Source organism: Lysinibacillus sp. GbtcB16 (assembly GCF_019091145.1).
In the GTDB taxonomy this organism is placed as follows: domain Bacteria; phylum Bacillota; class Bacilli; order Bacillales_A; family Planococcaceae; genus Lysinibacillus; species Lysinibacillus fusiformis.
In genome coordinates this window covers 111011-137161 of the sequence record NZ_JAGXJV010000001.1, presented here as the reverse complement: position 1 = coordinate 137161, position 26151 = coordinate 111011, and the positions used below count along the sequence as shown (strand labels likewise).

The window sequence follows — 26151 nt, the reverse complement described above, 5'->3', positions numbered from 1 at the left end:
TCCTTTTTGGCCAACTATAGTAAAAATTATTAGCTATCACAAATTAAAAGCTGTTTTTTCTTGAAATTTATGAAATGCCACACTACTGAGCTTTTCGTATAAAAAAACTGTAGTGAATCTCGATAAATTTACCGAGTTCACTACAGTCTAAAAAATCAAGTAAACATATGCTTAAGCAAAGTATTTTCGAACTGTCTCAAAGCAATTAAATTCCATTATTTTTTCGCCGTACTCCTCTAAACGATGAATCGTAAAATTAGATGGCGTTAAAAATTCTTTGATGACCGCATTTCGATCGTGACGATTTAATTCTTCATCTGCATTTCCGAAATCAACCACTAAATAGTACCAATTTTCATATTTAAATAATGAGGAATCCACTAATTCGTCCGTCATTCGTTTTGCAACAGGGATTAACTCATCAATATCTTTAAATTTATATACATAAATGTCTGTATCCATAAATAATTCTGATTCATCCATGTCACCAAATTGAGTTAGTTGGCTAAGAAGATCGTCCCCAACTTCATCGAATGGTGCAAACATCTCTTTGTGTTCATCAAAATTCGAATGACCATCTAATGTTTCACCGTCTTTTAAGATATGTGCACGTGTGACAATGATTTCTAAGCCTACTTCAGATGCATTGATATGAATCCAAATCGGACCTTCTACATCAAAATAATCCTCCGTATTTACTTCATCAATCATATCCCAAAAAAGCTGTTCACCCTTTGCTCGATTGTACCAGATTTCTTCACGACTATAGCCGCGATCCTCTATATCATTGTACGTAATAAAGAGCTTAAGTGTATTTTCATTTACACGTTCGATGTCCACTAGACCTCATCTCCCTTCACTGTCATATGTCGAAAAACAGTTTTGTTTCATTAGTATGCTTTTATTCTTTGTTTTTAACCTTCATACTGCATTTGTTTTTCAACCTTTGACCACACCAGTAAAACCACACGAGGAACTGCAAACATTAAATTTTTTTATTTACAGTTGTCTCTAACACTATTGTATGCTGTTCTGTCATAAAATGAAAAGGATATACACCATTTCACAGAAGATATTTGAATTATTGAAATTGTAGTAAACTATTTAACTTAAATCAAGTTTAACATACTTTAACGGAAATATATGACTTTGCCCTATTAATTATTATACTTTATATAGCAGGTTTTACATAAGTAAAACATAAAAAAATAGATGTCACAATATGCATCTCACATCTGTAACATCTACTACTTATTTTATTCAGAATAGATAAAATTAATTCACCATTCTTTGTGCTTCTTGCAACTGATATGCTCGAACTTTTCGAGGTAAGAAACGGCGAATTTCATCTTCGTTATAGCCAACTTGTAGACGTTTTTCATCTAGAATGATTGGTCGGCGTAATAAACCAGGATATTCCTGAATTAATTCATATAAACGTTGTAAAGGTAAACTTTCCACATCTACATTTAATTTTTGGAATATTTTAGAACGCGTTGAAATAATTTCATCTGTGCCATCTTCCGTCATACGTAAGATTTTTTTAATTTCACTAATACTTAGTGGTTCAGAAAATATATTACGTTCTGTATAGGGAATTTCGTGCTCCTCTAGCCATGCTTTCGCTTTACGGCAAGAGGTACAACTTGGTGATGTAAATAGAGTTACGATCATTCGTTCTGACACATCCTTTCATTTTGTAATCATATCTATAAACCAGTGTGTTAAATTAGAATTAATGTAATGTAAAATACACAGTACCATTATACAGCACTCCGCTGTTTTTGAATATAGTTCCAATAAAAAAAAGAATGAGCGTCTTGCTAAATTTTCTGTCTTTTTATATACCTTTTAATGTATATACTTTTTTCACAACATTCCGAACTACTACTACTATTCCCACTTTAAGTGTATTTTAAACATCTTTTTACGTCGCTCCGCTGTTCTCATTTACCTAAAATAAACGAGAAAATTGTCAATTCGACATGTACACCACAAGTTAATTTTAATAAAAAAGTTTCTTTTTATAACAAATTTACACAACAAAAAAAGCATATAATTTTTTCTCTAAAAAAAACACCGCCAAAAGTCTGACTTTACACAATGAAATCTTTATAATATAATTCAATGCAATAAAATCAATTTCATGTTAAATTGAGAAAAACGCTGACGAAGAGTAGTACATATGTTAATGAAACGTTTAGAGAGTCTGTGGTTGGTGAAAACAGATCGTGGGGCATATGGAATGGACTTCCGAGTTAGCTTTGTGAACGTTTCATGAATAGAAACTACTAGCAAGGCTCGTCCCTTCACGTTACGAAGCTGAGTGGCCGTTAAGGCAAGCTGGGTGGTACCGCGGATTCAAACATCATTCGTCCCTTCATTAGAAAAAGTCTAATGAGGACGCGTGATGTTTTTTATTTGAATTCGAGGAGGAAATTTTCATGACAACCATCTTTTCAGGTGTACAGCCTACAGGAATTGTAACTTTAGGGAACTACTTAGGAGCCTTCAAGCAATTCCCTGCCCTTCAAGATGAAGGAGATGCAATCTATTGCATCGTCGATCAACACGCTATTACAGTCGCTCAAGATCCAAAGGAATTACGAGAAAGTATTCGTAAGCTTGCTGCTACTTATATTGCAACTGGCATCGATCCTAAAAAGTCTACATTATTTATTCAATCAGAGGTGCCAGCACATGCTCAGGCAGGATGGATGTTACAGTGTGTTGCATCTATCGGTGAACTTGAACGTATGACACAATTTAAAGATAAATCTAATGGTAAAGAGAGTGTCTCTGCTGCTCTTTTAACATACCCACCATTGATGGCTGCAGACATTCTACTTTATAACACAAATATTGTCCCAGTGGGCGATGATCAGAAACAACATATCGAGTTAACACGTGATCTAGCAGAACGCTTTAATAAACGTTATGGTGACGTTTTAACAATTCCAGAGATTCAATTACCAAAAGCTGGTGCTCGCATTAAATCTCTACAAGAGCCAACAAAAAAAATGAGCAAATCTGATCCCAATACAAAGGCGACAATCAGATTGCTAGACACAGCAAAAGACATTGAGAAAAAAATTAAATCAGCTGTTACTGATTCTGATGGTATCGTAGCATTTGATGTAGAAAATAAACCAGGTGTTTCAAATTTATTGACGATTGAATCGGCTATTTCAGGTATTTCTATTGATGATCTCGTTAAAAAATATGAAGGCATTGGCTATGGTGGCTTCAAGCAAGGTGTAGCTACTGCTGTAATCGATCACCTGACGCCAATTCAAGAAAAATTCTATCATTTAGTAGAATCCTCTGAATTAGACGTCATCCTTGATGAAGGTGCTGAAAAAGCAAATGCAATTGCCAGTGCCACATTAAAACGTATGGAAGAGGCAATGGGCCTTGGGCGTGCACGCCGCTAATCATTTCATTTATAGCTTATCTGACGTTCGATCAAAGCCTATATCAAGAACGACAGCACATATGATGATACAAGCACCAACCGCCATATAAAATTCCGTAGTTTGAAAAATAAATTTGAACACAACTTTCCAAGAGTACCCTAGCGTACGGTAATTTAAATACAATATAAGATTCCCTATTGAGAGGATCATGAGACCATAGCTTACTAAAAATAAAAAGAGACGGAACAATGTAACGGCATCCTTTCTATTTCTTCTTACTTATCATTTATTCACAAAACTATAAAAAAAGACGTCAACCAATTAAATTTGGCTGACGTTTTTTGAGTTTAGATGTACTATTTATGCTTCATATTTTTTAAATAGAAGACTTGCATTATGACCACCAAAACCAAGAGAATTACTCATTGCATATTGAATATTTGCTTCTCTCGCTTCATTTGGAACATAATCTAAATCACAATCAGGATCTGGATCTGTTAAATTAATTGTTGGTGGTAATATACCTTCTTTAAGTGCAAGAGCGGTAAAAATAGCTTCTACGCCCCCTGCTGCCCCTAATAAGTGTCCTGTCATAGATTTTGTAGAACTCATAGCTAGGTTATAAGCATGGTCACCGAAAGCAGTTTTAACAGCTTGTGTTTCAAATAAGTCATTATATGGCGTACTAGTACCATGTGCATTGATATAATCAACTTGAGATGCCTCTACACCAGCATCTGTCAATGCTTGCATCATTGCACGTGCGGCACCTTCACCCTCTGGAGCTGGAGCAGTAATATGATGAGCATCACCTGTTGCACCATAACCTAATACTTCCGCATAGATTTTAGCGCCACGAGCTTTTGCATGTTCGTATTCTTCTAAGATGACAATACCTGCACCTTCACCAATAATAAATCCATCACGATTTTTATCAAATGGACGGCATGCTTCCCTTGGATTTTGATTTAAAGATAATGCAGTATTGGCACAGAAACCTGCGACAGCCATTGTTACGATTGGTGATTCCGCACCACCTGAAATCATAACATCTGCATCCCCACGTTCAATAACTTTAAAAGCATCTCCAATTGAGTTTGTTCCAGAAGCACATGCTGTTACTGAGCAAGAGTTAATTCCCTTTGCACCTAAATGAATCGACACTTGACCTGAAGCCATATCTGGAATCATCATTGGAATGAAGAATGGGCTAACTCGTCTTGCCCCGCGCTCTTGGAATGTTAAAAACTGTTGCTCATAGGTTTCCATTCCACCAATACCCGAACCAATCCAAACACCCGCACGTGGAGCTAACTCCTCATCAATTGTTAGCTGTGCATCTTCCATAGCCATGATTGAAGCAGCTAATGCATAATGTGTAAAGCGGTCCATCTTTCGAGCTTCTTTACGATCAATATATTTTTCAATATCAAAATCTTTCACTTCTGCTGCAATTTTGGCTGCAAAAAGCTCTTTATTTAAACGTGTTAGCTCACCAATGCCAGATTTACCAGCTTTAATGTTCGCCCATGTTTCTTCGATGCTATTTCCTAGTGGTGTAACTGCGCCAATTCCTGTAATTACTACTCGTCTTTTACTCATTGTCTTACTCCCCTCAAGCATTTTTCCTACTTATTTTCCCCATCTCATGGCTACGGCACCCCATGTTAAGCCGCCACCAAAACCAACAAGGACTAATAAATCATCCTCTTTAATTTTACCTGCTTCAAGCTCATCTACCAAGGAAATACCAATCGATGCTGCAGAAGTATTCCCATATTTATGAATCGTTTTTGACATTTTTTCTGGTGGTAGCTCTAATCGCTCACGAGCAGATTCCATAATACGTATATTCGCCTGATGCGGCACTAAAAAATCTACGTCTTCTTTTGTTAATCCTGCTTTATCTAACACACTGACAGCCGATTCACCCATCTGACGTACAGCAAATTTAAATACTTCACGACCATTCATGGCAATTGTATCTTGTTTTGTTAAATAAAGATTTTTACCGCCTGTGCCATCTGCACCAAGCTCAAATGATAAAATACCTCTGCCTTCAGATACTGGCCCTACAACTGCTGCGCTCGCGCCATCACCGAATAATACTGCTGTATTTCGATCGTTCCAATCAATGACTTTTGACAGCTTTTCAACACCTACTACTAAGACATATTTATAAGTGTTTGCCTCTACAAAATGTTTAGCTGTCACTAAACTATATATAAATCCTGCACATGCGGCTGCTTGATCCATCGCCGCAGCATTTACTGCTCCGAGTTGTTCCTGAACCATACATGCTACACTTGGGAAAGTTTGATCCTGTGTGACAGTTGCTACAAGTATTAACCCAATCTCCTCAGGCGTAATACCCGCTTTTGCAATAGCTTCTTTAGCAGCGGCTACTGCTAAATCTGAAGTTTCCTGATCATCTGCCGCAAAATGACGTTCTTCAATGCCTGTTCGCGTACGAATCCACTCATCCGAAGTATCCATTATTTTTTCTAAATCAAAATTTGTCACGACTTTCTCAGGAACATATTTGCCTATTCCTAAAATACCAGCGTTCATATAGCAACCCCTCAGCTTTCTTACTATCAATTATTAGTAACTGGTCATAATTATAACGCATAGTAAAGGAATGACGCAAGATGATTTAAAATTATTGTGTATTGAACGAGTCGTTTCTTTGTTATTGAAAGTAAGCTTAGCCTTATACTACGTATAGCTTGAAGTCTATAGAGTTTCCAAATTCCCTTTTTCAGGTTTGCATACTTTGGCAAATTGAATGCCGCAAAAAATACCTGAGAATTATAAAATGCAAAACCTTGTATTTGTTGTGACAAATTCGCCATGTTTCACATAAAAGATTCATTTTTTTTCGATTTATGTTATGATATGATAATGAATATGAGTAAAAACTTATGATGAAAAAAGTTCGGTTGAGGTGAAATTAATGCAATATATCGTAACGTTCGTATGGTCATTCCTACTAGTTTCAATGTTAAACTATGTAGTCAGCTCTGTACTTGGTGCACCATTTGATTTTAAGACAGGGGCAATCGTTTCAGTTGTATTCTCCATCTTAATTTTTATTATTGGAGCAATCATTCCAAACGATCCTACACCAGAAGCTGCAGACCATCATTAATTCAGCTAGAAAAAACCTGTTCCGCATTATGCGAAACAGGTTTTTTCTGTTATTTTTCCACTATACAATGGCCATCATGCATTTTTACATGCAATGTTTCTCCAGGCAATACCTCGCCTCGTAGCAGTTCCTTAGCCACTGCCGTTTCGATATGGCGTTGTACAAAGCGCTTTAGTGGTCTTGCCCCAAATTGAGCATCTGCTCCTTGTAGAACAACCCAATCAATAACTTCTTGGTCGACAGCTAATGTAATTTCCTGTTCAGCCACACGGTTAATTAACTGCTCTACATACTTCCAAGCAATTGCTGTAAAGTGTTTATTTGATAAGGCATGGAAAAAGATAATATCATCCATACGGTTTAATAACTCTGGTTTGAAATGCTGTCTGAGAGCAGTCATAACCAAGTCTTCAACGGTTGGATCGTCATCTTTTGCCTCCATTAAATAACTAGAGCCGATATTCGACGTTAAAATTACTACGGTATTTGTAAAATTGACCATACGTCCTTGACTATCTGTAATTCTTCCGTCATCTAAAATTTGCAATAAAATATTAGCCACATCTGGGTGTGCTTTTTCAATTTCATCTAATAACACTACAGAATAAGGGTTACGACGGACAGCTTCCGTTAATTGACCGCCTTCCTCATAGCCAATGTACCCTGGAGGAGCACCAACTAAGCGAGACACACTATGCTTCTCCATATATTCGCTCATATCAATTCGAATAAAATGATCTTCTGAATCAAATAATTGAGCAGCTAGTGCCTTAGCAAGCTCTGTTTTACCAACACCTGTCGGACCTAAGAATAAAAAGCTACCAATTGGACGATGCGGATCTTTAATACCTGCACGAGCACGCCATACAGCCTCTGTTACTAATTGAACAGCTGTATCTTGGCCAACTACGCGTTCATGTAATGTATCTTTTAAACGTAATAGTTTTTCGCGCTCGCCTTCCACTAATTTTGTCACAGGAATACCTGTCCAGCGAGAAACAATTGCTGCGATTTCTTCAGCTGTCACTTCTTCACGTAAAATACGGGACTCTGCGCCGCTTTCTAATTCTTTTTCGAGCACCTGAATGTCTTTTTCAAGTGTTGGAATTTTACCATGACGTAATTCTGCAGCTTTATTTAAATCATACTTACTTTCCGCTTCATCTAAATCACGACGGTACTTATCTAATGTCTCGCGTTTTTTCTGAATATCATGTAGCTTTTCCTTTTCTGCCTCCCATTGTTGCCGCATTCCTTCAGAGGACTCTTTTAACTTTGCCAATTCCTCTCGTAATTGCTCCAGACGCTTTTTACTTGCTTCGTCCTTTTCCTTACGCAACGCTTGTTCTTCAATTTCTAACTGCATAATACGACGAGTCACGGCATCAAGTTCCTGTGGCATTGAATCAATTTCTGTTCGAATCATTGCACATGCCTCATCGATTAAATCAATCGCCTTATCTGGTAAAAATCGCTCTGTAATATAACGATTGGAGAGTTCTGCTGCGGCCACAATCGCACGGTCATGAATACGTACTGCATGATGTAATTCAAAGCGCTCTTTTAAGCCTCTTAAAATAGACACAGTATCCTCAATAGAAGGCTCACGTACAAGAACTTGCTGGAATCGGCGTTCTAAGGCAGGATCTTTTTCAATATACATACGATATTCATCTAATGTAGTAGCACCGATACAATGTAATTCACCACGAGCTAGCATGGGTTTTAACATATTTCCTGCATCCATAGCGCCATCCGTTTTGCCTGCGCCTACAATTGTATGAATTTCATCAATAAATAAAATGATTTGACCTTCTGAATCTTTCACTTCTTTTAACACGCCTTTTAAACGCTCTTCAAATTGGCCACGGTAGCTTGCACCTGCAATTAAGGCACTCATATCCAGCTCGTATAGCACGCACTCTTTCAAGCCCTCTGGTACATCACCCTTCACAATACGTTGAGCTAAACCTTCTACAATCGCTGTTTTACCAACTCCTGGCTCACCAATTAATACAGGATTATTTTTTGTTTTACGCGTTAAGATGCGAATGACATTTCGAATTTCCTCATCGCGCCCAATGACAGGATCCATTTTGCCATTTTTAACTTCTTCTATTAAATTACGTCCAAATTGCTCTAATGGCTTTTGATTATCTGTTTGTTGAAATTGCATAACTAGCACTCCTTTACTTTAATATTTCGCATAATTTTTATACCCATTCTGGTTCTTTTTAAAAGTTTGACCTTCTTTGACTAACTTTATTTTACATCACTCGACAGTTCTTCGCAAAGAAATAGCACTAAATTTTTACACTTATTCATGAAAATTTACGTTATAATAATAGTATGTTTCTATGTTTTAGTATCGAAAAATCCACTGTCCTTTTGTAATAATCGCCATTTATTACAAAAAGAAAGCGATGTGTTGGAGATATGGTTTCAATGGATAATATGTTTGAAAAAATTATGGACCTTTTTCAAAAGCATGGTGTTTTTATTAAAGTAAATAAAGGGAATAAAATTTTTCTAGAGGGTGAACGGTCAAAGGAAATATACTATATTAAGTCAGGTGTTATATCGATTAGTCAAGAAACTGAGGCAGGTAAGGAATTGACGATTCGTATATGTGGTCCTGATAGTATCATTGGAGAGGGTTCATTATTTTGTAACCTTGTCTATAACTCCATGACTGCAAAAGTTTTAGAATCTGCTACGCTATATGTTTTAAGTCGAAAGTCATTAGAACATTTACTGGAAGAACAGCCTACAATCATGGTGGAATACATGAAGTGGCTTCAGACAGAAAATTTAAAACATCAGAGTCGTTTGCGTGATTTAGTGTTAAATGGTAAAAAGGGTGCCTTGTTTTCAACACTCATTCGTCTATCTAATACGTATGGTAAACCTTTAGAGGATGGTTCCATTTTTATTGAGTTTCAACTAACAAATACGGAAATTGCAAATTTGTGTGCGACTAGTCGTGAAATGATCAATCGTATGTTGAATGATTTAAAAAAACATGACATTTTGACTTTTGACAAAGGCTTTATTACTATTCATGATTTACAATTTTTAAAAAATGAGATTGCCTGCGAAAATTGTCCATTACAAGTATGCCGTATCGATTAATTCGTTACATGCTAAATCCCTGCTTATTTCTTATAAGCAGGGATTTTTAATAGCCACTATTAGCGTACACCCAATGCCATTTTTGCATAGCGTGACATTTTATCTTTTGACCAAGGTGGATTCCATACAATGTTTACATTTGTACTTTTCACTTCCGGAAGTTCATTTAATGCTGTATTCACTTGATCCACAATTACTGGGCCAAGTGGACACCCCATCGATGTTAGCGTCATTGTAACCGTCGCTACACCTTCATCATCTAATTCTACATCATATACTAAACCTAAGTTGACGATATCAATTCCAAGCTCAGGGTCAATTACGTTTTCTAATGCACCTAACATGCTATCTTTCATATCTTGATCCATTCCCATTTCTCCTTCCATCATAGTGTTAACCTTATCATAGCAGATGCATCATATTATGCCAAATGCTCTGCAAGCCAATCTGTCGCTGCTAACATTCCGTCACGTGGTACAGTATGTCCAGCCTTTTTATTCACCATGAATGTTAAATTTTCAGGGTTTGCTTGATAGTATTCCCGTAATGTTTCATAAAATTTATAGGTTTCATGGAAAGGTACAGTTTTATCTAATTCACCGTGCCAAAAGAAAATCGGGCGTCCTGCAAATTTTTCAGGAGTTAGACTGACATCATAGGTTCCTAGGACCTCATTAATCTTTTGCACATCTTCCTCTGTCATGGGCCAATTGACACCACTTTTTGTAAATTGCTGCAATTGGTATTCACCCAATTTTATAAAACCAGGCGCACCCATACATATTGCAGCCGTTTGAATCCAATCATAAAGCTTAAGACAGCCTGATGTCACAATACCACCCATAGACGTACCTGCTATGCCAATTTTATGATGAGCTAATAAATTTTTATTCTTTAATTCATTATATAATTGTTCCACTTCATGAATAGAATTTATAACAATATCCCAAAATTTCAAGTTCATTTGCATCTCTGTGAGACCTTCGCTACGGTCACCATGAAATTTTGCATCTGGTAATAGGACACGCACCCCTTTATGCACCAACTGATATGCATAGTGTAAGTTATGTTCTTTTGCACTCATAAATCCATGTAAAAAGATCACTACCGGGGTATCTTCATTCATATTGTCTGTATGTATATGTAATAAAGGAATATTTCCCCACATTTCTTTTTCTACAAACATTCTTGTCACTCCCAACTCTTGTCTCATCTTTATGTTAGCAAACTTTTTTCACTGTGACAAAATTTTGACGAATGAAAGACAAAGAGATACTATTCAAACTATAGGAAAGGGGCAACAAGCTATGAAACCGCATTTAATCGTATTGGATTTAGATGGTACTTTATTAACAGACCAACAACAAATTTCCGCAAAAACAAAAAAATCATTATTGCAGGCTAAGGAACAAGGACATCAAGTAATGATTGCAACTGGCCGTCCATACCGTGCCAGTGATATTTATTATCATGAGCTTGGGCTTACAACACCAATAGTCAATTTTAATGGAGCCTATGTGCATCACCCTAAAAATGTCTCTTGGCAGCATATGCATACTCCCATTGATTTAAGTGTTGTCCATGATGTCGTTAATTCCATTAATAGTTACGAGTATGAAAATATCATTGCTGAGGTGAAGGATGATATTTATGTACACACAGAGGATGATCGCATCTTAAATATTTTTAATATGGGTAATCCGAAAATTACACTTGGGGATTTATACACACATCTCTTAGATAATCCTACAAGTTTACTGATACAGGCAAATGAAGCCAATTCTGTCATTATTCGCGACCACTTACAGGCAGTGCACGCTGAAGTTATTGAACACCGTCGTTGGGGCGCACCTCTTCATATTATAGAGATTGTTCGACGTGGCTTAAATAAAGCAGTAGGCATTGCACACGTAGCAAAGGATTTAGGTATTCCACGTGAACGTATTATTGCTTTTGGTGATGAAGACAATGATTTAGAGATGATCGAATATGCTGGACTTGGCGTAGCGATGGGGAATGGTATATCAAGCCTTAAAAATATTGCCAATGAAATAACTACTACAAATAATGATGATGGGATTGCAAAAATACTCATCGAACGCTTGAAATTATCATAGTTACGTAGTAAGTTCAAGTTACCATACCATTTTTACCAGTTTAACTTTATTCAGTGGTACCCCTTCCGGTTGATTTAAGTGAGTACCGACTGAATAAAGCTAAAAAGGCTTTAAAAAGTAAGTTGAAATTAGGGGGACAAGAGAATGAAGATTTTTACGGATAGTGGATGTGATCTACCAAAGTCTTACTATGAAGAAAATGATGTCGTGCTACTCCCTTTACGAGTGCAATTGAACAACAAAGAATATGAAGATGTCATTTCCATTGATTCCAAAGAGGTTTATGATGGAATTCGTCAAGGTGCCCAACCCAAAACATCTCAAGTATCGCCAGAGCTTTTTTTGAAGCACTTTGAAGAATTAGCTAAAAATGAAGAAGAAGGTATCTATATCGCCTTTTCATCAGAATTATCCGGCACATATAGTACTGCTCAAATGATTCGTAATCAAGTACTAGAACAATATCCTTCATTGAAGTTAGTCATTATCGACTCCAAATGTGCATCACTAGGACATGGTCTTGTTGTGGAAGAGGCTGTTCGGCTTAGAAATTTAGGTACCTCATTTGAAGATGTAGCGTCTAGAATTAGCGCTTTCGCTCCTCAAATAGAGCATTTATTTACAGTTGAAGATTTGGACTACCTTGCTAAAGGTGGCCGTGTCTCAAAAGCGAGTGCCTTTTTAGGTGGCCTTCTAAGCATTAAACCTATTTTAAATGTAGAAGATGGCAAACTTGTACCGATAGAAAAATCACGTGGTCGTAAAAAAGCACTTAATCGTATGCTGGATTTAATGCAGGAGCGTGGAGGTAACTTCACGAATAAAATTGTTGGTATTAGTCATAGTGATGATATGGCCTTTGCCAATGAAGCAAAAGCATCCATTCAGGAGCGTTTTTCTCCACAGGCTGTTCAAATTACGATGATTGGCTCAGCCATCGGTTCACATGTGGGGCCAGGCACTATCGCGATTTTCTTCACGAATAAGAGCTATGAAGGCTAAACTATGATAGCTTGGAATTGCCCAGCTATTGGAGCATCCCTAAATAAAAAACAAAAAAAGCGTGCTAGGATGACTCCTAGCATGCTATTTTTTGCGTAGATATTAAGAAGCGTCTTGTTCTTGACGACGAACTTTTCCTCGTTTAATGATGATTACAACAAAGCCAATAAAGATGACCCAAACTAAACCAAGGGCAACCATATACGGCACATTTAGCCCCTCATCATTGCGAACCTGATAAATCTCTACCATTTCTCTGTCTAAAATGACTGGATACACTTGCTTTTCGTTTATACGAACTTTTTCCTCATGTAAAATCCCGTTTAGCATTTTCCCTTCACCAAGTTGTTCAGGTGTTAAGTCCACGCGCTGAGTTTTGCTCGTATTATTGACCATAATTACCCATTGTTCTTCATCCGAAGTACGTGTAAAGACAAGTAAACCATTTTCATTTGTAATGATGTTAAAATCACCATTTCGTAAAGTGGCAGACTGATTTCGTAAGGATTGAACATTTTTAATATAGTCAATTAATTCTTCATCTGTTTTAAAGTTATAAAGTTGATGTGTATCAGGCTTAGCTTCCCCGTTCATCGCAATTTCTGTACCATATTGGACTACTGGAGTTCCTGGCATCATAAATAAAGCACCCATAGCCATTTTTAAACGTGTAGGTGGGAACATGTTTTCATTCGCAGAATCGAATGTAAAACGGTGGGTTTCTAAAGAATCCACCATAATTTGCGTCGGCTTTTCTCCTGAAAACGGCTCTGTCAATTTAGATGAGTCCATATCAACATTCTTAAAGATATTGCGATAAATTTCTGCTGTCGCTGGTGAGAAGGTTGCATCAAAATCAGCCTCACTCGCTTCATTTGTTATGACATAAAGAGATGATTTTGTCTCTTTTAATGCCGCTATCATTTTATTGATAAAATCCGTATCAGCATCTGAAATATGAGTTAATCGAATTCCACCAATATCATATGTAGAAACAAAATCGATTGCTGATTGAATAAGTGCTTCTTGCACATCTGTATTCGTTAAATCCCATTGAACTTTTCCATTATTCGTAGAAGCAATCCAGTCTGCTTTCGCAGCATCCTTTGCCCATTCATGATTAGGACTTACATCATTGAGTGGAAAATCCACCATTATAGACATATTTTTAGCTTTGTAAGCCTCTACAACACTTTGGAATTCTTCTACAGTTCCAAAATGGCGTTCAATCGTAGAATAGCTTGTTAGCATGGATCCATCATATTTCTCTGTGGAATAAATAGGTCCAATGGAAACAATCGTATAGCCCATTTCACCGATAAATTTTAATTTATCTTGTAAACCTGTAAAATCCCCTCCTGCAAATTTCGAAGGGTCTTGCGTATTTGTATCAAAATCGTTTGCGCCCGAGCCATTAAAGAAACGGTCAACGAGTAAATCATAGATGCTCTCTTCTGCAATCGATGTTGTCGCTTTTTCATCCGCATGCGCTACGGGTGTAGCACTTACGAATGTAGTAGCTAGTAAAAGTGATGCAGCTGTCGCACTTATCCACTTCTTGAATTTCACTGTTATTCCCTCTCTTTCAAACCAATCCATCGTCATTTTACCAAATATCACTGTCACGTCGCTATCTTTTCAAAAGATTTTACGAAAATGCGGAAGGAATTACGGCAAAAAGGTGTCCGTTCCCTTCCATTTCAGTATGATCGCTGTTTTTAATAAAATAAAAGCCGCGAAGCAAATACTTCACGACTTTCACCAAATATTATGCTAAGAAATTTTGACCCATTGGTAGCTTGAAGCCTAGGAACAATGTAATCAATAAGAATACTGCAAATAAAATCCAAAACATGCCAGTTGGTTTATTTTTCTTTTGGCGTACTAAAACCATTTCCATCATACCAATTACAAGAATACCGCCTATGAATTTAAAGCCGTAAAGCATGCCCATGTTGTAATTCATGCCTTCAATGAATAATGCCCCACCTGTAATGATAATTAGTACATAAAATAGACGCAATGTCATATGTAAGCCTTTTGATTGCTTGCCCATTAGCGCAGCGATTAAAAAGATAACAATAGCTACTACCCAAGTAGTAATATGCAAATGCGTTTGGCTAGTTAAAAAACCCATGTTTGTCCCACCTCATTCATTTTTCTATCAAACTCTATCCTACCATGCGATGGAAAGGGTTTCAAACATTACAATAGTGTTCACATAATTTACACCATTTGTGACTTAGAAACTCCCTGAAAAGCAACCTACATGGTAAGTAATAAAAAAATCCGCGGAGTAAAGACTCACGCGGATTCCCAATTATTATTCAAAATGGTTGACTAAAGTACCGATGCCTTGAATAGATACTTTTACTGTATCTCCAGCCTTTAAGAATTGTGGCGGGTTCATGCCTTTTCCAACTCCAGCTGGTGTACCTGTTAAAATAACATCACCAGGCTCAAGTGTTACATGCTGAGATAGAATAGATACTAAAGTTTCAACTGAGAACATCATGTCCTTCGTCGAGCCATTTTGGCGCACTTCATCGTTTACCTTTGTGACTACTGTTAAGTCCTGAGGATTTGGAATTTCATCCTTTGTCACAAGATATGGCCCAAGCGGACAAGTGCCCTCCAAGCTTTTACCTAAGAAGAATTGTTTATGCTTCTCTTGTAAATCACGAGCTGTTATATCATTGGCAATTGTATAACCAAAAACATAATCATATGCTAAGTTTTTCGGAATGTTTTTACCACGTTTTCCAATGACAATCGCAAGCTCCCCTTCATAATCCATTTTCGATGAAAGGTCCGCGTGAATGGAAAGTGTTTGTCCATCTGCCGCAATAGCCGTTGGCGATTTTGTAAATACCATTAATTCCGTTGGTGCTGCTTCTGCACCCATTTCTTTGGCATGTTCATTATAATTTTTACCTATACACATAATATTTTTGGGTGTACGTGGAATGGGTGAAAGCCACTCGATTTCTGTAAATTCACGTTTAAAACTATTAGCACGATCTGATTTTTCAGCTGCTTCTACTAATTTACGAATCTGTTCAACAAAATCAAAGCCTAGAGCAATACCATCTACAATAGAACTTGAAAAAGAAGGGAGAACTTGAAGTTCATTTTGAATAGCGAGTACATCCCATACCGCTTCTTCTTTTTTTACTTTTGGTCCAAAGCTTACATGTCCACCTAATTTGAATGATAAAATTTTCATGATTGAAAGAGCTCCTTCTTTTTTCTACATGATACAACAATATGATAGAAATTGCCTCACTTTTGCGACAATAATTTTATAAGTTGTTATATCTTCATAAATTATGCATGTGAAGCGGAATATATTATCGCATTTCTACTTTTTCCTTATACGTTAATTTACGCCATAGAGCCTCTAAAGGACCTTGCTTCCATTTTGTTAACCAAATTTCGGCGATGATCATTTGCACAACAATTATTCCAATGGCAATGAATACACCTGTTTCTACACTTACCTTCCCATACCAGCCAAAGCCAAATTGATAGAATAAACACGTGCCGATAATGGATTGCATAATATACATCGTTAACGACATCCGTCCAATTTTACCAAAAGGACTAAGTAGCTTAGCTACAATTGGCAACAGGCAAAGTAGCACTATGACCGCGACATAACCCACTGAAAGGATAGGGCCACCTATGTATACCTTTAAATAATCAAATAAATACGTCCGTGTAAACATAATGGGTAAACTTTTGATCATTATGCCTATAATCAACCCAGTAATCGCAAGTGCTAGCCATAGCCATTTTAATTCTTTCGCTCGCTCTACTAGTCGCCATTTTGATGCAGCTGCGCCTATTAACATATATGGTAAAATAGTAAACAATGCCGCAAACCACATTCCTATACCTGCTTGTGTCGATAAGTCTGTTAAGCGCTGCATAAAAGCATCTAGCCAGTTTCCAGTACCGTAAGCTGTAATCGCCTTCTCTACAGATACAATATCTAAATAGTCATCCACCTTCGTATTAAATTGCATAATCCCAATGACAAATAACATAAAAACTTGCATCAAACCGTTAATTATAAGTGCACTAACCACTAACCAAATAGGGCTTAAACGTAGTAAAAGCACTAAAAATACCCCACAAAATGCGTACATCATTAAAATATCGCCCCACCATATTAGCACGGCATGTATGAAACCAAAGGCAAATAATACAGAAAGTCTACGTAATCCTAGCGTATAGAAATTTTGCCCCCGACTTTGTGCTTTTTGCCACTGCATGGCAAGCCCATATCCAAATAGCATCGCAAACAGTGGGTAAAAGCTACTTTGTACATAAATATCTAAATTTTTCTGCCATACGATATCGGATGGTGTTGTAAACCAAGATGCTAAATCAATATGCGGCATTGGCAAATAAAAGGTATACATATTTACGAGCAAAATGCCTACTAAACTAATACCTCGTAAAATATCTAATGTTGCTAGTCGATCCTGCAACATTGTCGGTTTGAACTCCACAAAATAGCCTCCTCTTAAATAGCAGCTATGGTTGAAGCAGAGCAAGCAAAAAATTGCATCCTCCGCTTTTCCATAACAAAAACTTATGCCTGTACAGTTTGTTCATTATCGAATAAATACAGCACTTTATCGCTTACTTTAATTTGTAAAATGGACTCAATAGCCTCACTATAAACACGAAGCTGAACAGCATAACGCCCCATTATTTCTTTTGTCAGGGCGGGCTCCTTTGCAAAATGAGGCAAAATACGGTCTGTCTTATAATCTAGCAAGACCCAGTTGCCATATTCATCCTCAAACAAACAGTCGATAATCCCTTGGACGATTTGAGCATCCCCATCTTCATCTACTCTACTAATAGTAAATGGCATTTCTCTACGAATCTGTCTTGCCTGCTTAAAGCGTTGCCCAATTTCGGTATGAAAGAAATGAAAAACTTTCGCTATAGGGACCACTTTTCCTTCTGCCTCTGTCAGTAGCTGTTTTGCTACTAAATCTGCTACAAAGCCTTTTACAGCTTCAATATCATCAAAGCCAAACTGTGGAATATGCTGCATCACTGTATGGACAGCCGTTCCTATTTCGGCACCTGTTAGCTGTTGATCCTGTAAAAATGTTGGTCGTGGTGCAATAGAAGCTGACGTCCGCTTAGCTTGAGGCGCAAAATAATATTCTGGCTCCTCCTGACGCTGTAAGTTTTCTATACGTTTAATTTCACTAACCGATGTTTTAGAACGTTTTCTTGTTGACTTTTGATACGTATACTGCGCTTGAAAGCGTGTCGTTATTTCGAATAAAAGCGCCTCGTCCTCTTGTGTTGTAAGGAGTTGTTGTATGTCATCATCAAATGCCTGTATATCATACGAATAATGTCTCGTATCAACCGGCTGTATCCACCAATGGGATGGACTGTCCAATTCCTTATATGAAGTGGTAGCTTGAGAGGCAAAGTCACCATGCCTTGCCACGGCTGGGCCAACCCAGTCTAGATAGCTATTTGCTCTAGCCCGCAAATATTCTTGAAGCGGAGCATCACTTGGTATATTTTGCGCATCCTGCCAGTTGTCTCGCGTTTTGTCCCAATTTTTCACGGAACCCACTAAAATCAGACGCTCCTTAGCGCGTGTCATGGCAACATATAAGACACGCATTTCCTCTGCACGCATTTCCAGCTCTTTCTTCTCTTTCAGCGCCAAAAATGGTAATGAAGTATAAGTAATGCGATTTTCCGGGTCAATGGCCTTTACAGCTAGTCCAAAATCTTGGTCGAATAAATAAGGATTATGAAAATCCATTTTATTAAACGGACGTCCCATCCCTGCCACAAAGACTACAGGATATTCTAATCCTTTGGAGGAGTGAATGGTCACAAGGCGTACTACATCGTCCTTTTCACCAATTGATTTAGCCGTACCTAAATCATCCCCGCGTGTACGCATCCGATCAATAAAGCGTAAAAAGCGGAAAAGACCTCGAAAGGCTGTTTGCTCATACATTAATGCACGATCATGTAAAATCCGTAAATTGGCCTGACGCTGCTTACCGTTGGGCATGGCGCCAACCATTTCATAATAATGTGTATCTAAATAAATTTTCCAGATTAAATCTGATAGTGACCCACGACGTGCTAAATCCCGCCAATTTTCAAAAGCTAGCATAAAGCGTTGAAGTTTTTCAAACGTAGTTGTCTGTATCTCATGTCCTTCACTTCGGATAAATTGTCGTAGCGCATCATAGAAAGGTACCTTTGAATCAGCTAAGCGGATTTTAGCTAATTCATTTTCTGTTAAACCAACAAACGGTGCACGCAGTACGGAAGCTAACGGGATGTCCTGATAAGGGTTATCTACTACCTTTAGGACATTTAACATAATCATGACTTCCAGTGCATCAAAATAGCCTTTGGACGACTCTGCATAGAGTGGAATACCTGCTAGCTTAAATTCCTCCACTAAATCTGTCGACCATGTCATAGAACGCATTAAAATAACAATATCACTATATTTCAACGGCCTTTCTGTCAGTGATTTCGTATCATAAACAGTTGTTCCATCTTCCATCATTTGTCGAATACGATCAATAATAAAACGTGCTTCATATTGTGACTTTTTTAATTCCTCTAGCTCAGCCGCTTCTTCCGTCTTATCCTCTTGCTCGTCCACTGCTTCCTCATCCTGTGGAGGGTGCATTACGACAAGCTCAACAGGTACTTCTTTTTCATCATAGGGCGCTGCGGGCTTTAATGACGCATTGTCATCATAAAGAATTTCGCCAACACGCTCACCCATAATTTGTGCAAAAATATAGTTCGTCGCGTTCAATACCTCTTTACGACTACGAAAGTTAGCATTTAAATCAATACGCATGCCCGTTACATCTGGCGTTTCCAAGAACTCACTATACTTCCTCATAAAGAGCTTAGGTTCAGCTAAGCGGAAACGATAAATACTTTGTTTGACGTCTCCCACCATAAACAGATTACCATCCTGTTCTTCCCCTGACTTGACAAGTTGTAAGATCGTTTCCTGTAGCATATTTGTATCCTGGTATTCATCCACAAGTACTTCTTTAAAGCGTTTTTTCAAATCAAGTGCTACGGGAGATGGCTGTAGCTCTCCATCTATCTCGACTGTTAAAATTTGCAGTGCATAATGCTCTAAATCTGAAAAATCAATAATACCCCGCTCTAATTTGGCAAGTCGGAATTGCTCACTAAAAATCGTCGTCAATTCCACTAATGTGCCAATGATTGGCGCCATTAAGCGTATTTCTTCTAGCAATCGTGCGGGGGTGCGAATAAAATAGGTTTCTTTCATTTTATTCATAATTTTTTTCGCTGCTTCTCGCTTTTTCTTTGCAAGCTCCTGTAGCTCCACGTCTACTAAAGCATCCTTGGATACTCGTTTTAATGTAGACCATTTAACGGTCCCAAAATAATCAAAGAGTTCCTGCCATGTACCTTCCTGACTTATTCGAATCCCTTCCTGAATCATAGCAAAATCAATTTCTGCCGTTTCAGCATAGGGGGCAGGTCCATCGGGTTGGAGGGTGATTGCTCGCATTTCTGAAATAAGGACGAAGGCTTCCTCCAAACTATGTCGAACAGTCAATTTAACATAGTGAGATAGCTCTAAATCATCAATCGTCACTTCCTCTGCTAATTCATAAGCTTTTGGTAAACTCCTTAGCCATCTTTGAGGCTCTGCGTGTACACGAGAAGTATCGTAAAGCTTACTAATCAGCGTTTCAATCGCTTGATCATCTCGATCCGACGTAAAGCTATCCACAAGTCGATAAATAGCTTGTACCTGTGTCTCTTCTTCAGAATCATAGGCTCCTTCTAGAACATCCGCCACTATATCATCTCTTAATAAAGCTACCTCTGCTTCATTAGCAATACGAAATCCAGGATCGATGTCGAGCATATAAGCATATTGTTTAACAATCGCTAAACAAAAAGAATGCAATGTTGATATTTGCGCCTTATTAATAAGACTCAGTTGTCTTCTTAAATGATTGGAAGTTGGATTTTCTACTATAGCCTTTTCTAGAGCTTCTGACATTCTATGGCGCATTTCAGCTGCTGAAGCATTCGTAAAGGTCACCACCAGTAGCTCATCCACATTAATGGGATTGTCAGTAGCAATAACTTTTTCAATCATACGATTAATCAGTACCGCTGTTTTCCCAGATCCCGCCGCAGCCGACACAAGTGTATCTTGCCCACTAGCGTAAATGGCCTTCCACTGATCGTCTGTCCAAGAGACATTCGCTGGCTTTATAGGAATTGTTTGGACCATGCTACTCTATCTCCTTCCGAATTTTATCAACAATTTCATTTGGTTTCGCTTGCATCAACTGACGATAGTTTTGTTTACCATCGGATGGATCAAATTGGCAAACCGCGGCAAATTGACAATAGTCACAGGCCGTTTTGGATTTTAATTTATACGGGCTGATGGCAGTATCACCAGACAAAATCCCATTCCCTGCCTCCTGATGCTTACGACGTACGAAATGCTGGAGTCTTTTCATATCATTTACAGGCACAATGCGTGATTGCGATTCAGAAGGTGTTCCATCTTTTTTCATATAAACAGGGATAATTTTTGAGTGTCCACTACTTTCCTCTAACTGCTCGTCCATCGATAAAATGGACTCAGCATTCTCAGACAGCAGACCCTTCATTTTATATTGCTTTAACCGGTCTTCTTCTATTTCACTATCCGTCATATCCTTATCTAGTTTTAACATAGGATTATGGACATGGACATACAGTACCCCAGCTGGTTCCGTTTCCCCTGGAAGCCAATAGGAGCTATTTTCCATTGCCACATCTAAATAAGTAAGTACCTGTAAAGACAATCCATAATAAACCTCATTTAAATCTAAATCTCGAGCTGATGATTTATAATCAACAATCCGTAAATAAGAACGGTCATCTATTGTGGCACTATCGATACGATCAATACGACCTCGCATAAACATTTTTTTACCACTAGTCAAATCAATCTCAAGAGGTGGAAGCTGTTCATGTTGTCCTGGGCCAAATGATGCCTCTATCGCAATTGGCTTAAAGTGAGACACATTCGCATGCTGTGTCAATGCCATCATCGTGCGCTCCACAATTCGAATAAGCTTCCGCTGAATATAGCGATAACGCGCACTAGATAATAAAATTTGATGGGAGAAGACAGGAACAATTTGCTCTACTGCTTGACGTGCCAACTGTTTAATTTGCTGTTTTGTTAAACGAATCCAAGATAGCTGCAGTCGGTGAGTTTCCTCTGTTATCCACTTTAATGCCTCATGGAATAGATCACCCATTGCAAAGGTTTCTAATCGGTACTCCGCACGTTCCTCTAAACGTAGACCATACGTTGTGAAATGAGAAAATGGACATCTAAAATATTTCTCTATTCGAGATACACTAGATGTGAGTTTTTTCCCGTATAGCTCTTGAGTTATATAGGTTTCCAATGGCTGTGCTTCATTTTTATGAGTAATCGGATAATGTACTCGATCAAAGATAAGTGCCCAGTAAGGGTCCTGCTGATAAAACTTTTGTAGCGCCAGCCATTCAGGTGCCAGTTCACGGCTATGCTCTGCCTGACGTAGTTGCACCATCAAATGGGCTAATGCTGTTCGTGGATGGCGTAAATACGGTAAAGCATTTCCATCTAATAATTCTATTGGATCCATTACAACCCGCTCCGCTTGAATCCCACTTAACAGACCAGCTGTTTGATCATTTCCGATGAATTTTTTTATATAAAGAGACGATAACAGTGCCTTTCCTTCTTCATCTGCTGTAGGATACGTCAAATAAAGCTTATCTGACGGTGTTGTGGCAGCACGATAAAATAAGAAATTCTCCTGTAATAAACGGTTAGAGGAGGTTGGTGCAAGCTCATAACCAATTTGACCAAACCATTCACGCTCTGTATCTGACAATAAACCTTCATATTCCATTCGAGTTGGATATACACCATCATTCATTCCTAAAACGAAGGCCGCTTTAATATTGGATAAACGAGCTAAATCAACCGTCGCTACCATAACCTCATCTAATGTTGGTGGAATGCGAGAAAATTCTAGTGTATCAAAGCCTTCATCAAGAATTTTAGCCGCTTCCTCCACTGACATCTCCTGCTCGCCAAACATATAGACAAATTGATCCAATACATTGATCCATTCATTCCACGCTTGCTCATGTTCACTCGCTGCTAGTGCATCCCCCCGCTCAAGCTCACGATCCTTCATAGCTTGAAGCTTCTCATATCCTTGTAATGACTCTACTAGCTCAAATAAAGCAGTGGCAACAGCCTTACCCGTCGGAGCCATACTCAGTTTGTCTTGAAACTCCTTTAAAGGCTGACGAATTTCGTCACGTATTGCCTCAATTTCTGCTTGCATCGCACGCTCTTCATCTGTTTGTACACGGGAATGGAACTCAAGCCCACGATACTTTTTATAAAACCAACGAGCCTCTTCAAACCAACGTTCGCCATAGATTCCTTGTGCTAAGCAATAGTTTTCCAATCGATCAGCTCGCTCACGCCAAATAGTTAGCTCTGCTTGTAAGGGGAAAAACAAATCTGTTTTTACACTTCGAAATACAGGTTCATACTTCCAATTAGACGTCATGATTTCTAATGCCGAGCGACTAAGCTCAATCAGAGGATGATGGAGCATTGTTTTTTTAGTATTTGTAAAAATAGGAATTTCATATTGTTGAAAAATACTTGTAATCAATGGGTCATAAAGTTCTGCTTGTCGATATAAAAGGACAATGTCTTGATAACGATAGCCATCTTCTCTTGTTAACTTTGTTATTTCCCGGGCAATCGCGTGAACCTCCGCTCGACGATTCGATGCTTCAAACACCATTACATCTCCAGAAGTTTTTTTCGTTTGCGGCACCATATTAGCAAAATTTGCTTCCACATGTTTTAAATCTTCAGATTGGAATCTTTGAGTATAATAAAAATGTAAAGGTGCCTCGACGTCTATGCCCTCTTCATTTGCAATATCATGTAGTCGCTGATTCGTTAACGCTGCTTCATGAAAAAGAGCCTGTTCATCAAAAGCTTCGTCTATATGATCAAACGGAAGAACGACGGTTACCTGTTTAGTTACCTTAAGCAATTCTCGTACCAGCTCTAACTCTCGCACTGTGAAGGCTGTGAATCCATCAATATAAATGGTTGCTTGCTTCATTGTTTCAGCATACTTCAATTGCTCCGTTAATATCGGATAATAGCCCTCACTATCGACATATGTCGTACCAAGTCGTTCTTCTAATGCCTGCAAAACGACATGTAAATCATTCGTTTTGGCTTGTAATGTATTTGGCGCGTCAATCGCCTTTAAGGATTCTGTTACCTCAGCTAAAACAGAGCTATTGACACTATATCGACTAAATTCCTTTAAAAGTGTTTCAATTTCCTCCGTAAAACCACGTTTTCCGGCAGCTTGTCTAAATAAGGAGAACTCACTTTTTTGTTCCTCCAAAAGCTTACGAATCAGCATTCGATAACCATAGCCATTCACTTCTTTACGAGCAATACCACCTGTCTCCTGTAAAACGAGCCATGCTAAACGCTTAAACGTCATCACTTGCGCACGAATCAAGCCCTGCAAACCATGCTTATTCGTTAGCTCATATTCCGTAGAATAAGACATCTGGTCAGGAACAATGACAAAAATAGGTTGACCGAGTGGATCAGTCTTTAGCTGTTCAACAATTTCTTGATGAATAAATACGGATTTCCCTGTTCCCGAGCGTCCCGAAACAATTCGCAATGTCATATCGTTTCCCCTCCTCTATAAATTACTGTCTAACTATTTTGATTGAGCGTTAGCATCCATTCACTAATATATATATATAGATTATTTTTTATCGTTTCTATCACTATAACCTGATTCCATTGTCAGAGTGATTACGCTATAAACATCAATGATCATCTATCTTAAATTCTATCGAAAATAACTAGCAAATACTATCTATCAACCTTCGATAGACAATAAAAACCAATGATTCATTTCACAAAAAAACAGCCTCTTCAACAAATCAAAGAGGCTACAACTATTTTATCTTGCATGGTGATCCTGATTTTTCGTCAAATTTCGCGCGTGTTTTAAATCTCTTTCTACACGAGCATTCAAACGCTTCTCAATTAGCTTACCAATAAACCATAAAATAACAATTGCAACAGCCGCAATTATTAATTTCACAGGGCTTGTTAGTAACGATTTTAAATCATATCCCAATACACTCATACCTAAAATCATCACAAATTTTCCCGCTAGTAAAACGACCAAGTAAAACTTTTTATGAATATGGGATAATCCCGCCACAATATTCACGATGACAGAAGGTGTAAAAGGGAAACATAGGAGGACAAAAAGAGGGCTTATGCCATTCATATCCACCCACTTAATAAGTTTCTGTACTTTTTTACTGCCAGTTATAAATCGCAGCCTTGGATGTTTTCCAAAATGTCGAACAAGCAAAAATACCACGTATGATCCAGCCGCAGAACCCAACCAAGATAATAAAAATCCAAGCCATAAACCAAATGCACTTGCATTAGCTACAACGAACACCACTAATGGTAGGAATGGTAAAAACGCTTCTAGAAAAGGGAGCAGTAAACCAATGACGGGGCCGAGTGTTCGATACTGCGCCGCAACAAGTTCAATATTTTCTACTGTAAACCATTCTTTCACTATCGACACCTCTATTTATACTGTAAAATTAAATGAAAAATTGTTAACCCTTCAGATGTATTTCGATATTCATGGGGTTGATGCCCCGAGAATACTAGTGTATCCCCTTCATCCAGTAATTCATGCATATCTCCAGCAGAAATAGCAGCTTGTCCTTTGATAATCATGACAGTTTCCTCTACCCCTTCTGTGTGGGCTTCACTCCTACTAATGGCTCCAGGCTCCATCTCAACCTTGTAGAATTCCCAACCTCGTTCAGGATTATACGGAATAATGGAATAGACACGATAGCGTCCCTCATCCTCATCTACATGTGGGACATCCTTACCGCTGTAACGCATGAAATGAGCTGTTGGCGGCTGTAATAAAGAAGAAAATGAAATACGCATTCCTGCAGCTATTTTCCAAATGGTTGATACAGTAGGATTCGCTTCTCCCTTTTCTATTTGAGCGAGTTGCGCTTTACTAACGCCCGTCGCTTTGGCAACATCATCTAAGCTTAAATGACGTTGTTGTCTAATTTTCTTTAATTGAAAGGCTAAATTTCTGCTCATTTGTTCCATTTTTAATCACCAATTTTCTAT

General features: G+C 38.1%; 21 protein-coding genes and 1 other annotated feature. Of the genes, 5 read left to right on the top strand and 16 right to left on the bottom strand.

Annotated elements, in window-relative coordinates:
- Positions 1 to 171: 171 nt before the first annotated feature.
- A complete protein-coding gene (gene mecA / locus KVT27_RS00715; protein ID WP_008181512.1) occupies positions 172 to 840 on the bottom strand; it encodes an adaptor protein MecA in 669 nt (222 codons plus the stop codon).
- A gap of 435 nt (positions 841 to 1275) precedes the next feature.
- On the bottom strand, positions 1276 to 1671 hold the full coding sequence (gene spxA, locus KVT27_RS00710) for a transcriptional regulator SpxA (protein ID WP_025116803.1): 396 nt from the start codon (positions 1669 to 1671) through the stop codon (positions 1276 to 1278).
- Positions 1672 to 2157: 486 nt separating this feature from the next.
- Positions 2158 to 2383: a binding site (T-box leader), on the top strand.
- 61 nt (positions 2384 to 2444) lie between these two features.
- Here spxA and trpS point away from each other — a divergent pair.
- Entirely contained in the window at positions 2445 to 3434 is a 990-nt protein-coding gene (gene trpS, locus KVT27_RS00705; protein WP_036123418.1) for a tryptophan--tRNA ligase, read from the top strand.
- Positions 3435 to 3443: 9 nt separating this feature from the next.
- Here trpS and KVT27_RS27480 read toward each other — a convergent pair whose 3' ends face one another.
- The 3 genes from KVT27_RS27480 to KVT27_RS00695 all read right to left on the bottom strand — a co-directional run bounded on the left by KVT27_RS27480 (position 3444) and on the right by KVT27_RS00695 (position 5987).
- The gene (locus KVT27_RS27480; protein WP_080709365.1) at positions 3444 to 3665 is read right to left on the bottom strand and encodes a YuzI family membrane protein; all 222 of its coding nucleotides are present in this window, start codon (positions 3663 to 3665) and stop codon (positions 3444 to 3446) included.
- A 111-nt stretch (positions 3666 to 3776) separates the two neighbouring features.
- Entirely contained in the window at positions 3777 to 5018 is a 1242-nt protein-coding gene (gene fabF, locus KVT27_RS00700) for a beta-ketoacyl-ACP synthase II (RefSeq protein WP_217580487.1), read from the bottom strand.
- Between the two features lie 30 nt (positions 5019 to 5048).
- Positions 5049 to 5987 carry a beta-ketoacyl-ACP synthase III gene (locus KVT27_RS00695; protein WP_008181752.1) on the bottom strand — a complete coding sequence of 313 codons (939 nt, stop codon included), beginning with the start codon at positions 5985 to 5987 and terminating at the stop codon, positions 5049 to 5051.
- Positions 5988 to 6372: 385 nt separating this feature from the next.
- On the opposite strand from KVT27_RS00695, the gene KVT27_RS00690 reads away from it, so the two are divergent.
- Positions 6373 to 6567: a YjzD family protein gene (locus tag KVT27_RS00690; RefSeq protein WP_025116798.1), complete on the top strand. Its 195-nt coding sequence runs from the start codon at positions 6373 to 6375 to the stop codon at positions 6565 to 6567.
- A gap of 49 nt (positions 6568 to 6616) precedes the next feature.
- Here KVT27_RS00690 and KVT27_RS00685 read toward each other — a convergent pair whose 3' ends face one another.
- On the bottom strand, positions 6617 to 8743 hold the full coding sequence (locus KVT27_RS00685) for an ATP-dependent Clp protease ATP-binding subunit (RefSeq protein ID WP_208704701.1): 2127 nt from the start codon (positions 8741 to 8743) through the stop codon (positions 6617 to 6619).
- Between the two features lie 269 nt (positions 8744 to 9012).
- On the opposite strand from KVT27_RS00685, the gene KVT27_RS00680 reads away from it, so the two are divergent.
- Positions 9013 to 9699 carry a Crp/Fnr family transcriptional regulator gene (locus tag KVT27_RS00680; protein WP_036123414.1) on the top strand — a complete coding sequence of 229 codons (687 nt, stop codon included), beginning with the start codon at positions 9013 to 9015 and terminating at the stop codon, positions 9697 to 9699.
- A gap of 59 nt (positions 9700 to 9758) precedes the next feature.
- Here the strand turns inward: KVT27_RS00680 and KVT27_RS00675 are convergent, their stop codons facing one another.
- Together KVT27_RS00675 and KVT27_RS00670 are read right to left on the bottom strand one after the other, a co-directional pair.
- Positions 9759 to 10067 (bottom strand): metal-sulfur cluster assembly factor, encoded by a 309-nt coding sequence (locus tag KVT27_RS00675; RefSeq protein ID WP_036123413.1) that lies wholly within the window; start codon positions 10065 to 10067, stop codon positions 9759 to 9761.
- A gap of 53 nt (positions 10068 to 10120) precedes the next feature.
- A complete protein-coding gene (locus KVT27_RS00670) occupies positions 10121 to 10885 on the bottom strand; it encodes a prolyl oligopeptidase family serine peptidase (RefSeq protein ID WP_036147196.1) in 765 nt (254 codons plus the stop codon).
- Positions 10886 to 11006: 121 nt separating this feature from the next.
- Between KVT27_RS00670 and KVT27_RS00665 the strand changes: the two genes are divergently transcribed.
- Together KVT27_RS00665 and KVT27_RS00660 are read left to right on the top strand one after the other, a co-directional pair.
- Entirely contained in the window at positions 11007 to 11816 is an 810-nt protein-coding gene (locus KVT27_RS00665; protein ID WP_036123409.1) for a Cof-type HAD-IIB family hydrolase, read from the top strand.
- 144 nt (positions 11817 to 11960) lie between these two features.
- Positions 11961 to 12818, top strand: coding sequence for a DegV family protein (locus KVT27_RS00660; RefSeq protein WP_036123407.1), 858 nt, complete (start codon positions 11961 to 11963; stop codon positions 12816 to 12818).
- Positions 12819 to 12920: 102 nt separating this feature from the next.
- Here KVT27_RS00660 and KVT27_RS00655 read toward each other — a convergent pair whose 3' ends face one another.
- The 8 genes from KVT27_RS00655 to KVT27_RS00620 all read right to left on the bottom strand — a co-directional run bounded on the left by KVT27_RS00655 (position 12921) and on the right by KVT27_RS00620 (position 26130).
- Positions 12921 to 14438 carry an alpha-amylase family glycosyl hydrolase gene (locus KVT27_RS00655; protein ID WP_309140214.1) on the bottom strand — a complete coding sequence of 506 codons (1518 nt, stop codon included), beginning with the start codon at positions 14436 to 14438 and terminating at the stop codon, positions 12921 to 12923.
- Positions 14439 to 14586: 148 nt separating this feature from the next.
- Positions 14587 to 14955 carry a YisL family protein gene (locus tag KVT27_RS00650; RefSeq protein WP_012292941.1) on the bottom strand — a complete coding sequence of 123 codons (369 nt, stop codon included), beginning with the start codon at positions 14953 to 14955 and terminating at the stop codon, positions 14587 to 14589.
- Positions 14956 to 15141: 186 nt separating this feature from the next.
- Entirely contained in the window at positions 15142 to 16044 is a 903-nt protein-coding gene (locus KVT27_RS00645; protein ID WP_025116790.1) for a fumarylacetoacetate hydrolase family protein, read from the bottom strand.
- A 124-nt stretch (positions 16045 to 16168) separates the two neighbouring features.
- On the bottom strand, positions 16169 to 17335 hold the full coding sequence (locus KVT27_RS00640) for a DUF418 domain-containing protein (RefSeq protein ID WP_261613125.1): 1167 nt from the start codon (positions 17333 to 17335) through the stop codon (positions 16169 to 16171).
- 83 nt (positions 17336 to 17418) lie between these two features.
- Positions 17419 to 21135 (bottom strand): helicase-exonuclease AddAB subunit AddA, encoded by a 3717-nt coding sequence (addA, locus tag KVT27_RS00635; RefSeq protein ID WP_217580485.1) that lies wholly within the window; start codon positions 21133 to 21135, stop codon positions 17419 to 17421.
- A gap of 1 nt (position 21136) precedes the next feature.
- A complete protein-coding gene (gene addB / locus KVT27_RS00630; RefSeq protein WP_217580483.1) occupies positions 21137 to 24646 on the bottom strand; it encodes a helicase-exonuclease AddAB subunit AddB in 3510 nt (1169 codons plus the stop codon).
- A gap of 282 nt (positions 24647 to 24928) precedes the next feature.
- Positions 24929 to 25567 carry a TVP38/TMEM64 family protein gene (locus KVT27_RS00625; RefSeq protein WP_081937056.1) on the bottom strand — a complete coding sequence of 213 codons (639 nt, stop codon included), beginning with the start codon at positions 25565 to 25567 and terminating at the stop codon, positions 24929 to 24931.
- 11 nt (positions 25568 to 25578) lie between these two features.
- A complete protein-coding gene (locus KVT27_RS00620) occupies positions 25579 to 26130 on the bottom strand; it encodes a helix-turn-helix domain-containing protein (RefSeq protein WP_008178780.1) in 552 nt (183 codons plus the stop codon).
- Between the last annotated feature and the right edge of the window lie 21 nt (positions 26131 to 26151).